We start from the raw sequence: 11,707 nt of genomic DNA, 5'->3' as shown, positions 1-11,707 counted from the left end.
CTCACCAACGCCGGCCTCACACCCGCCGACATCGACGCCGTCGAGGCCCACGGCACCGGCACCCGCCTCGGCGACCCCATCGAAGCCCAGGCACTGCTCGCCACCTACGGCCAAGCCCACACCCACCAACAACCCCTCTGGCTCGGCTCACTGAAATCCAACATCGGCCACACCCAGGCCGCCGCCGGCGTCGGCGGCGTCATCAAAATGGTCAAGGCCCTCCAACACGGGCTCCTCCCCCCCACCCTCCACGCCGACCAACCCTCCCCCCTCATCGGCTGGGAGACCGGCGCCGTCCGCCTCCTCAACCAGACCCAGCCCTGGCCCGACACCGGCCGCCCCCGCCGCGCCGCCGTCTCCTCCTTCGGCATCAGCGGCACCAACGCCCACGTCATCCTCGAACAAGCACCCCCCACCGACGAACCCCAACCCGAGCTGGCTCCCCTGCCGGTGACGGTGCTGCCGCTGTCGGCCCGTTCCTCGTCGGCGCTGGCTGTCCAAGCGGAGCGGCTGGCGGGGGTGCTGGGCACTGTGTCGGGCCGCGACCTCGGGTTCTCGCTGGCGACCACGCGTGCACAGCTCGATGTGCGCGCGGTGGTCGCGGCGGCCGACGAGGACGGGCTGCTCAAGGGCCTGGAGGCGCTAGCGGGCGGTGACTCCGCGCCGACGCTGGTGCGCGGGCCGTACGGAGAGACCGACGGGGCGCTGGCGTTCCTGTTCACCGGGCAGGGCAGCCAGCGGGCCGGCATGGGCCGCGAACTGTACGAGGTGTACCCGGTGTTCGCCGAGACGCTGGACACGGTCTGCGCGGCCTTCGACAGGCACCTGGACCGGCCGCTGATGGAGGTCGTCTTCGCGGCGGAGGACTCGGCTGAGGCCGGGCTGCTCGACGAGACGCTCTACACACAGACCGCCCTGTTCGCGATCGAGGTGGCGCTGTACCGGCTCGCCGAGTCGTGGGGGCTGCGCGCCGGGCATCTGATGGGGCACTCGATCGGCGAAGTGGTGGCCGCGCACGTGGCCGGGGTGCTCTCGCTGGCGGACGCGTGCACCCTGGTGGCCGCCCGCGGCCGGCTGATGCAGGCGCTGCCGCCCGGTGGCGCGATGCTCTCCGCCCTCACCGGCGAGACGGAGCTCGCGCCGCTGCTGGCCGGGCGCGAGCACGAGGTGGCCGTCGCCGCCGTCAACGGGCCCGCCTCCACGGTGATCTCGGGCATCGAGGCCGCCGTCACCGCCGTCGAGGACGAACTGGCGGCGCGCGGTGTCAAGACGCGCCGGCTGCGGGTCAGCCACGCCTTCCACTCGCCTCTCATGGAGCCGATGCTGGAAGAGTTCCGGTCGGTCGTGGCCGAACTGTCTCTGCGCGAACCACAGATACCGGTGGTGTCGAACCTGTACGGCCGCCCGGCCGAGCCCGAGGAGCTGTGCTCGCCGGAGTACTGGGTGCGCCACGCCCGGGAAGCCGTCCGTTTCCACGACGGGCTCACCGCGCTCGTGGAGGCGGGCGTGACGACCTTCGTGGAGCTGGGTCCGGACGCCGTACTGACCGCACTGGCACAGGAGTCGCTGGCCGCGCGGCCGGAGGCGGCCGCGCTGGTCCCGGCGCTGCGCCGCGGCCGCCCGCAGGCCGAGACGTTCGCCGCCGCAGTCGCCACCGCGTACGTGCGGGGCGCGGACATCGACTGGCGGGCGGTGTACGCCGATTCGGGCGCGCGGCCGGTGGAGCTGCCGACGTACCCCTTCCAGCGGCGCCGCTATTGGATGGAGGCGGACGCGAACTCCGTTGCACCGGTGGCCGGTTCGGTGGAGGCAAGGTTCTGGGCGGCGGTCGAGCAGGAGGACCTGCGGTCGCTGGCGGCGACGCTCGGCACACAGGAGCAGGCGCTCGGCGAAGTGCTGCCGGTGCTGTCTGCCTGGCGGCGCCGGAACTCCGCGCCGACGGCTCCCGCACACGAGACGGAGTCCCCGCTCCGGACGGAGCCGGCCGAGGACCTGTCGGCCGCGCTGGCCGGCCTCTCCCCCGCCGACCGGGAGCGCCGGGTCCTGGACCTGGTGCGCGCCGAGATCGCCGAGGTGCTGCAGTACGAAGGCAGGGAAGCCGTCGAGCCGCGCCGGCAGCTCAAGGATCTCGGCTTCGACTCCCTCGCCGCCGTGACCCTGCGCAACAGGCTGGCCGCGGCGACGGGGCTGACGCTGCCCGCGACGCTGGCGTTCGACCATCCGACGCCGGTGGCGCTCGCGGCACACCTGGCGGAGGAGCTCGGCGGGTCCGACGCCGTCACCGTCGACGTGGACGGTGAACTCGACCGGATCGGCGCGGCCCTGGCAGCCGCCGACGACGCCGGTGTGCGGGAGCGGGCCGCGGCCCGGCTGCAGGAGCTGCTGTCCCGGCTGGACGCCCCGGCCACGCCCACTGCGGACGGCGACGACCTCGCGGACCGGCTCGAGGACGCGGACGGCGACGACCTGTTCGACCTCATCGACTCCGAACTCGGCTCGTCCTGACTCTTCCGGACGGTCACCGACCCCCTGAACCAGCGAGGAACGCGATGTCTGAGTCTGACGAAAAGAAACTCCGGGAGTATCTGAAGCGGGTGACGGTCGAGCTGCGCGAGTCCCGGCAACGGCTCAAGCAGGCCGAGGAGTCGTGGAACGAGCCCCTGGCCGTCGTCGGCATGAGCTGCCGGCTGCCCGGCGGGGTCCGCTCACCCGAGGACCTGTGGACGCTGGTGGCGAACGGCACCGACGCCACCTCCGAGTTCCCAGCCGACCGCGGCTGGGACGTGGACGGCCTGTACGACCCCGAGCCCGACCGGCCCGGCAAGTCGTACACCCGGCGGGGCGGATTCCTGTACGACGCTGCCGAGTTCGACGCGGAGTTCTTCGGGATCTCGCCGCGCGAGGCGCTCGCCATGGACCCCCAGCAGCGGCTGTTCCTGGAGACGTCCTGGGAGGCCCTGGAGCGGGCCGGGATCGATCCGGCGGGCCTGCGCGGCAGCGACACCGGCGTGTTCGCGGGCTGTGTCACCTCCGACTACCAGGTGCTGCTGGCCTCGGCGCCGGAGGAGATCGAGGCCTATCGGATGACGGGGTCCGCGACCAGCGTCCTGTCGGGCCGGGTGGCGTACCTATTCGGTCTGGAGGGGCCGGCGGTCACCGTCGACTCGGCCTGCTCCTCCTCGCTGGTGGCTCTGCACCTGGCCGCGCAGGCGCTGCGCCGCGACGAGTGCGCGCTGGCGCTGGTCGGCGGGGTCACCGTGATGGCCACACCGACCGGGTTCGTGGATTTCAGCCGGCAGCGCGGCTTCTCGCCCGACGGGCGCTGCAAGGCGTTCGGCGCCGGGGCGGACGGCACCGGCTTCGCCGAGGGGGTCGGCGTGCTGGTCGTCGAACGGCTGTCGGACGCCCGCCGCAACGGGCACCGGGTACTCGCGGTGGTCCGCGGCAGCGCCGTCAACCAGGACGGCGCCAGCAACGGCCTCACCGCCCCCAGCGGGCCCTCCCAACAGCGCGTCATCCGAAGCGCGTTGAGCAATGCCGGGCTCGGCCCGGCCGACATCGACGCCGTTGAGGCCCACGGCACCGGCACCCGGCTCGGCGACCCCATCGAGGCGCAGGCCCTGCTCGCCACCTACGGTCAGGGCCGGGACGCCGGACGGCCGCTGCTGCTGGGCTCGGTGAAGTCGAACGTCGGGCACACGCTGGCCGCGGCCGGTGTCGTGGGGATCATCAAGATGGTCAAGGCGATGGAGCACGGCCTGCTGCCGCGCACCTTGCACGCCGACGAGCCCTCCCCGTTCGTCGACTGGGACGCGGGCGCCGTCGAGCTGCTGACCGAGCAGCGGGCCTGGCCCCGGACGGGCCGGGTGCACCGGGCGGGTGTCTCGGCGTTCGGCATGAGCGGCACCAACGCCCACGTCATCCTCGAACAGGGGGTGCCTGCCGAGCCGTCCGAGGAACCCGCTGCGGCGGACCCGGCGGTCGTGCCGTACGTGCTGTCGGCTCGCGGTGAGGCCGCCCTGCGCGCACAGTCGGCCCGGCTGCGCGCCCACCTGCGCTCCGGGTCCGAGGAGGCGGCACCCGCGGAGGTGGCCCACTCGCTCGTGACGACCCGCTCGGCGCTGGAGCAGCGGGCGGTGGTCCTGGGCTCGGACGTCGACGAACTGGACGCCGGACTTGCGGCCCTGTCCCGCGGCGAGGCCGGCGCACAGCTGACCACCGGGGTGGCGAAGGACCGCGGAAAGACCGTGTTCGTCTTTCCCGGCCAGGGCTCGCAGTGGGCCGGGATGGCCGTGGAACTGCTGGACTCGGCACCGGTGTTCGCCGAGCAGCTGCGCGCCTGTGACGCCGCCGTCGGCGCGCACGTCGGCTGGTCGGTCGAGGACGTCCTACGGGCGCGCCCGGGTGCGCCGTCGCTGGAGCTGATCGAGGTCGTGCAGCCGGTGCTCTTCTCGGTGATGGTGTCCCTGGCCGAGCTGTGGCGGCAGCACGGTGTGGAGCCGGACGCGGTGGTCGGCCACTCGCAGGGCGAGATCGCGGCCGCCTGCGTCTGCGGCGCGCTCACGCTTCAGGACGCGGCGCGGATCGTGGTGCTCCGCTCGCAGCTGTTCGCCGACGAGCTGGTGGGGCGCGGCGCCGTGGCGTCGGTCGCGCTGTCCCGGCGCGAGGTCGAGGAGTGGCTGGTGCCGTACGGGGACCGGCTGGCCGTCGCGGGCGTCAACAGCCCGCGCCTGGTGACCGTGGCCGGCGCGCCCGAGCCGCTCGAGGAACTGGTGGCGGCGCTGACGGAGAGCGGCATCCGAGCCCGGGTGGTGCCCGCCACGGTCGCCTCGCACTCCCCGCAGGTCGACCGGCTGCGCGGCCGCATCGGCGAGCTGCTGTCCTTCGTACGCCCCCGGCGGGGCCGCGTGCCGTTGTACTCGACCGTGACGGGCGAGGTCCTGCGGGGCGACGAGCTGACGGCCGACTACTGGTTCGAGAACTGCCGCCGTCCGGTGAACTTCGAGCCGGTGGTGCGCAAGCTCCTCGACGACGGCCACGATGTCTTCGTCGAGTCCAGCGCTCACCCGGTGCTGACGCTCGGGGTTGAGGAGACCGTCGAGGACGCGGGCGCCGACGTCCTGGTGACCGGCACACTGCGGCGTGGCAGCGGCGGCCTGAAGCGGTTCCTCACCTCGCTGTCGGAGGCGTACGTGGGTGGCCTGCCGGTCGACTGGCAGGCCGTGATCGGCACCAGGCGCCGCACGGTCGAGCTGCCCACCTACCCCTTCCAGCGGCAGCGCTACTGGGTGGAACCGGCCGCGGAGCACGCGGGCAGCGACGACGCGGTGGACGCCGCCTTCTGGGACGCCGTGGAGCGCGGCGACCTGCGGGCCCTGGCCGCGTCGCTGCGTTTGACGGATACCTCGGCCCTGGCCGAGCTGCTGCCGGCGTTGTCCTCGTGGCGGCGGGACAGCAGAGAGCTGTCCGCCGTGGACTCCTGGCGCTACCAGGTGGTGTGGCGGCCCGCCGCCGAGCCCGCGCCGGCCGCGCTGTCCGGGCCCTGGCTGCTGGTGCGGCCCGCGCATCCCGCGGCCGACGGCCTGTCCTCCCGGTTTGCCGCGCTGCTGACGCGGTCGGGTGCGCGTCCTGTCGCCGTCACGGTCGAGGCCGACGACGACCGGGACGGACTCGCGCGGCGCATCGGTGCGGCGGCCGCATCCTTGGAGGGCGTGGCGCCCGAGGGTGTCGTGTCCCTGCTGCCGCTGTCGCCGCAAGAGGGCGAGGTGGTGTCCGCGGGCCTCGGAGGGACGGTGCTGCTGCTGCAAGCCCTGGCCGACGCCGACGTGGCGGTCCCCGTGTGGACCGTGACGAGCGGTGCGGTCCAGGCCGTACCGGAGGACCGGGTCGCGGCCCCGGAGCACGCCCAGGTGTGGGGACTCGGGCAGGTCGCGGCACTGGAGACGCCGCAGACATGGGGCGGTCTGGTGGACCTGCCCGAGGAGCCCGACGAGCGGGCGCTGTCCCGCCTGGCCGCCCTGCTCTCGGCGCCCGGCGGCGAGAACCAGGCCGCCGTGCGGTCCGCGGGCGTGTATGTGCGCCGGCTGGTGCCGGCCTCCTCGCCCGCGAACGTGCGGAAGCTGTCCGCCGAGCGCGGCACCTGGCTCGTCACCGACGGCGTCACCGGGCCCGGCGCGCACATCGCGCGGCTGCTCGCCGAAGCGGGTGGTCCGCGACTGCTGCTGACCGCCCAGCCGGGCACCGAGGCGGGTCTGATCGCCGCCGCCGAGGCCGAACTGGCGGCTCTGGGCGCCGAGGTGACGGTCGTCGTGTGCGACGTGGCCGACCGAGCGGCGCTCGCCGGGGTGCTGGCCGGCCTTCCGCAGGACGCGCCGCTGTCCGCCGTCGTGCACACGGCCGGCCTCCTCGAGGACACCCCGCTGGACAGCCTGACCGTGCCGGAACTGGAGCGTCTGCTGCGCGCCAAGGTGCTGGGCGCCCGGAACCTGCACGAGCTGACCGCCGGGGCCGACCTGTCGGCGTTCGTGCTGTTCTCCTCGGTGACCGGCACGTTCGGCGGCGGCCTCGGTCTCGCCGCGAACGCGGCGGCCAACGCGCACCTGGACGCCCTCGCCGCCCACCGCCGCGCCCTGGGCCTGCCCGCGCTGGCGCAGGCGTGGGGCGTGTGGCGCAGCGAACCCGCCGACGCGGAGGGGAGGGAGCTGGAGGAGTCCCGCCGGGAGAGGCTGGGCCGCCGTGGGCTGCCCCTGCTGCGCCCGGAACCGGCGGCCGCCGCGTTCGAACGGGCCCTGGACTTCTCCGCAGCGTCGATCGTGCTCGCCGACGTCGACTGGGGCAGGTTCACCCGGGTCTTCGACGGCACCCGGCCCAGCCCGCTGGTCTCCGAGATCGCCCAGGTGCGGCAGGCTCGCGGCTCGTCCGCGGCGGCGGGGGGCGCGGCGGACCTGCCGGTCCGGCTGGCGGGACTGCCCGCGGCACGGCGGCGCGAGCTGTTGCTGGACCTGGTCCGCGCGGAGGTCGCCGCGGTCCTCGGGCACGCCGATCCCGGCGCGGTCGTGGCCCGGCGCGAGTTCCTGGAGCTGGGCATGGACTCGGTGACAACCGTCGCCCTGCGAAACCGCGTCAACGCCGCGACAGGACTCCAGTTGTCGGCCCGGACGATCCTGGACTGCCGCTCACCCGAGGCGCTGGCCCGCCATCTGGCCGAGGAACTCGCCGGCGACGGTATGGACGGCACCACCGCCGCCGTGCCGGCCGATCGGCTCACGGAGGCGCCCGCCAACGACGGCACACCCGGCCATCTCGCGGCGGCGCTCACGGACGGCGATGGCGCCGCCGCCCTGGACCGGCTGGCCCAAGCGGCACGCCGGCGGGCCTCGTTCACCGTGCCGGGTCCGGACGACCTTCCGCGCCCGGTACGACTCGCGGAGGGCCAGGCCGGGCCGAGGCTGCTGTGCTTCCCGACGGTGCTGGCGACCTCGGGCCCGCACCAGTACGCCCGGTTCGCCGCTCCCTTCGCGGGCCGCCACGACGTACTGGCGCTGGAGCTGCCCGGCTTCAGGCCGCAGGAGCGGCTGCCCGCAACGCCGGAGGCGCTGGCCGAGGCCGCGGCGCAGGCAGCGCGCCGCAGCGCGGACGGCGGTCCGTTCCTGCTGGTCGGCTACTCCTCCGGCGGCATCGTCGCCCACGAGGCCACCCGGCTGCTGGAGGCGGCCGGGGTGTTCCCGGAGGCGCTCGTCCTGCTGGACACGTACGCGCCCGGCGACCCGGGACTGCGGGCCGCCACCCCGGCGCTGCTTGCCGGAATGGTCCGCAGGCTGGGGGAGCTGGGTCCGGTCGACGAGACGGAACTGGTCGCGATGGGCGGCTATCTGCGGCTGCTGGACGGCTGGCGGCCCACGCCGGTCAAGACCCCGACCCTGTTGGTTCGCCCGGCCGACCCGCTGCCGGGCACGGCGCCCGGAGCGCCCCGGCCGTCCTGGCAGCCGCAGCACGAGGTCAGGGGCGTCCCCGGTGACCACTTCTCGATCATCGAGGAGCACGCGCCCGCGACGGCCGAGGCCGTCATCACGTGGCTCGCCGCCCTCGGCAGCCGGGAGCCGGCGTGAATCCCCAGGAACGAGCGGAGGCGAGGGCGACATGACGAGCAGGACAACAGTGGTGATCGTGGGAGCCGGCCCGGTCGGCCTCGCCGCGGCCTGTGCGCTGTGGCAACGCGGCATCCAGGCCCGCCTGCTGGAGGCGCAGGACGGACCGCAGCGCGGATCGCGCGCCGTCCAGCTGCACGCGCCGACCCTGGGGATCTTCCGGGAGCTGGGGATCCTGGAGGAGGCCGCACAGCGGGGGCTCAGAATCCGCGCCAACGAGTACCACCTGGCCTCGGGCCGCACTCTGCGCATCGAACTCGGCGCGCGAAACGAGCCGTTGATGCTCCGTCAGGAGACCACCTGCGAGCTGCTGGAGCACCGTCTCAAGCAGGTCGGCGGCCGGGTGGAGCGCGGCGTCGAGGTCACCAGGACCATCCCCTACGACGACCTCGTGGCCGTGGAGGCGCACGGCCCGGACGGCGTGGAGCGCATCGAGGCCGACTGGCTGATCGCCGCCGACGGTGTGCGCAGCAGGATCCGAGAGCAGCTCGGCATCGGCTTCGCGGGCAGCCCGGTCCCCGTCAACTTTCTGCTGGCCGAGGGCAGGATCGACGGGCTCCCTGCGGACGACGCGGTCCACTACTTCCTGGGCCTTTCCGGCTCGGTGGTCTTCGCATCGCTGCCCGGCGGCCGGGTGCGCGTCTCCGGAGCCGTCCCGGCCGACCACCCGCTCACCGAGGACGGGGTGCAGCAGATCCTGGACGAGCGCGGGCCGGGCGGACTGCGCGTCGCCTCCCTCGACACCGTCAACAGCTTCAGCAGCCAGGAGCGGATCGCCGACCGGCTGCGGGAGGGGCGCGTCTTCCTGGCCGGGGACGCCGCCCACACCCACTCGCCACTCGGCGGACAGGGCCTCAACCTCGGATTCCAGGACGTGCACAACCTCGTCTGGAAACTTGCCGGAGTCATCGACGGCAAGCTCGCCCCCGCCGTGCTCGACAGCTACGGCACCGAACGGCGGTCCGCCGCTGAGCAGATCGTCCGCAACACCCACCGGTTCCTACGGGTGTTCACGCTGGGCCCCGCCGCCGCCCGGGTACGCAACTCGGCCTGGGCCACGCTGGAGTCCCTGGGTGTCCTGCGCCGCTGGTTCGCCCCACTGCTGGCCGGCTGGCGGGTGCGCTATCCCGCCGGCGGAGCGGGTGGGCACGGGCTGCCGCGTCCGGGCACCCGTTCGTCCCACTGGTCCGCTTCGGCCATCGCCGAGGACCGCTACCGGCTGGTGACCCGCGGGAACCGCGGAGCGAAGCTGCGCGGCCTGGCCCTCGCCGCGGGACGGCCCGGCCTGGTCGGCCACCGCCACGTCGAGCGGGGGAGCCACGGCTTCGTACTCCTGCGACCGGACGGATACGTGGCCGCGAGCGGGACGACCTCCGCCGACTGGAAACACGCCGAACGCCTGCTCGCCAAGAGCGCGGCTTGACCGACACGACCGCTTCGGTGCCGAAGCCGGCACTCCACGCCGAGAAGGAGCATGGCTTGAAGACCCAGGAACGCCTCGACGAACTGCACTCCCTGAAGCAGACGGCGCGGCAGGGTCCCGATCCACGGGCCACCGAGAGGCAGCACGCCCGCGGCAAGCTGACCGCCCACGAGCGCATCGAACTCCTGCTGGACAAGGGCTCGTTCCAGGAGATCGAGGCCCTGCGCCGGCACCGCGCCACGGGCTTCGGTCTGGAGGACAAACGCCACCCGTCGGACGGCGTCGTCACCGGCTGGGGCACCGTGCACGGCCGGACCGTCTTCGTCTACGCCCATGACTTCCGCGTCTTCGGCGGCGCTCTGGGCGAGGCCCACGCCGCCAAGATCCACAAACTGATGGACCTCGCCGAGGCAGCGGGAGCCCCGCTCGTCAGTCTGAACGACGGTGCGGGAGCCCGCATCCAGGAGGGAGTCACCGCCCTCGCGGGGTACGGCGGCATCTTCCGGCGCAACACCCGCAACTCCGGTGTCATCCCGCAGATCAGCGTGATGCTCGGTCCCTGCGCGGGCGGCGCCGCCTACTCCCCCGCCCTGACCGACTTCGTCTTCATGGTCCGCGACACCGCGCAGATGTTCATCACCGGGCCCGACGTGGTGCAGACGGTGACCGGCGAATCGGTCACGATGAACGGCCTGGGAGGCGCCGACGTGCACGCCTCCGTCTCCGGTGTGGCGCAGTTCGCCTACGACGACGAGGAGAGCTGCCTGGAAGAGGTCCGCTACCTGCTGTCGCTGCTGCCCGCCAACAACCGCGAACTCGCCCCCGTGGTCCCGACGTCCGACCCGGTCGACCGGCGCAACGACGCACTGCTGGACCTCGTCCCGCAGGACCCCAACCAGGCCTACGACATGCGGGCCGTGATCGAGGAGATCGTCGACGACGGCGAGTACTTCGAGGTCCACGCGGCCTGGGCGACCAACGTCATCTGCGCCCTCGCCCGCCTGGACGGGCACGTCATCGGCATCGTCGCCAACCAGCCGTCCTCCCTCGCCGGCGTGCTCGACATCCACGCCAGCGAGAAGGCGGCCCGCTTCGTCTCCACCTGCGACTCGTTCAACGTCCCCCTGGTGACGCTGGTGGACGTCCCCGGCTTCCTTCCGGGCGTCAGCCAGGAGCACGGCGGCATTATCCGGCACGGCGCCAAACTGCTCTACGCGTACTGCAACGCCACGGTCCCCCGCGTCTCCCTGGTCGTACGCAAGGCCTACGGCGGCGCGTACATCGTCATGGACTCCCGGTCCATCGGCACCGACGTGGCCTTGGCCTGGCCGTCGAACGAGATCGCCGTCATGGGCGCCGAAGGCGCAGCCAACGTGATCTTCCGCCGTGAGATCGACAGCGCGGACGCCCCCGAAGCGATGCGCCGCCGGAAGATCGACGAGTACCGGATGGAGCTGATGCACCCCTACTACGCGGCCGAGCGCGGTCTGATCGACGACGTGATCGACCCGCGCGATACCCGGCTGGTGCTGATCCGCTCCCTGGACATGCTGCGGATGAAGCACGCCGACCTGCCGTCCCGCAAGCACGGCAACCTCCCGGTGTGAGAACAAAGGTGGACACATGAACGTGAAAGTCGTGCACGGAAAACCCAGCGAGGAGGAACTGGCCGCGGTACTGGCCGTGCTGCTGTCGATCGGACAGCAGCACGGCCACGCGGCTGCCGCCGAGCAGCCGGATCCTCCGGCACGGCAGGCCAGTTGGAGCCGCGGCGGTCGCGCGTACCCGGCCCCTGCCGCTTCCTGGAGGTTCGCGTCATGAGCGCGCGAAGGAGCGGGATGCGCAAGGTGCTCATCGCCAACCGTGGCGAAATCGCTGTCCGCGTGGCCCGGGCCTGTCGGGACGCCGGCATCGCGAGCGTGGCCGTCTACGCCGACCCGGACCGGGACGCGTCGCATGTCCGCGCCGCGGATGAGGCGTTCGCCCTGGGCGGTGACACTCCGGCCACCAGCTACCTGGTCATCGACAAGATCCTGAACGCCGCCCGGGAGTCGGGCGCGGACGCCGTCCATCCGGGCTACGGCTTCTTGTCGGAGAACGCCGACTTCGCGCAGGCGGTGCTGGACGCGGGCCTGAT

6 protein-coding genes are annotated in these 11,707 nt (G+C 73.4%); all 6 read left to right on the top strand.

The annotated features are described in order from the left end of the window. A partial coding sequence (locus ACWCQ1_RS50925) for a type I polyketide synthase (protein ID WP_451029988.1) occupies nt 1-2,505 on the top strand: 2,505 nt, incomplete at its 5' end. A gap of 44 nt (nt 2,506-2,549) precedes the next feature. Beyond that, nucleotides 2,550-8,108 (top strand): type I polyketide synthase, encoded by a 5,559-nt coding sequence (locus ACWCQ1_RS50920; protein WP_451029987.1) that lies wholly within the window; start codon nt 2,550-2,552, stop codon nt 8,106-8,108. A gap of 31 nt (nt 8,109-8,139) precedes the next feature. Further along, nucleotides 8,140-9,570 (top strand): FAD-dependent monooxygenase, encoded by a 1,431-nt coding sequence (locus ACWCQ1_RS50915; RefSeq protein WP_451029986.1) that lies wholly within the window; start codon nt 8,140-8,142, stop codon nt 9,568-9,570. Nucleotides 9,571-9,626: 56 nt separating this feature from the next. Continuing rightward, nucleotides 9,627-11,177 carry an acyl-CoA carboxylase subunit beta gene (locus ACWCQ1_RS50910; RefSeq protein ID WP_451029985.1) on the top strand — a complete coding sequence of 517 codons (1,551 nt, stop codon included), beginning with the start codon at nt 9,627-9,629 and terminating at the stop codon, nt 11,175-11,177. Between the two features lie 16 nt (nt 11,178-11,193). Continuing rightward, the gene (locus ACWCQ1_RS50905; RefSeq protein ID WP_133050181.1) at nt 11,194-11,391 is read left to right on the top strand and encodes an acyl-CoA carboxylase subunit epsilon; all 198 of its coding nucleotides are present in this window, start codon (nt 11,194-11,196) and stop codon (nt 11,389-11,391) included. A 17-nt stretch (nt 11,392-11,408) separates the two neighbouring features. Continuing rightward, on the top strand, nt 11,409-11,707 hold a 299-nt coding region (locus ACWCQ1_RS50900; RefSeq protein WP_451029989.1), incomplete at its 3' end, for a biotin carboxylase N-terminal domain-containing protein.

The sequence above is a fragment of the Streptomyces sp. NPDC002144 genome, from assembly GCF_053593695.1.
Note: the sequence above shows the minus strand (reverse complement) of the source record. Positions and strands in the feature narration are given on the sequence as shown.

Coding starts and splice junctions, on each gene's coding strand:
- ACWCQ1_RS50920 (WP_451029987.1), top strand. CDS start 2,550: ATGTCTGAGTCTGACGAAAAGAAACTCCGGGAGTATCTGAAGCGGGTG.
- ACWCQ1_RS50915 (WP_451029986.1), top strand. CDS start 8,140: ATGACGAGCAGGACAACAGTGGTGATCGTGGGAGCCGGCCCGGTCGGC.
- ACWCQ1_RS50905 (WP_133050181.1), top strand. CDS start 11,194: ATGAACGTGAAAGTCGTGCACGGAAAACCCAGCGAGGAGGAACTGGCC.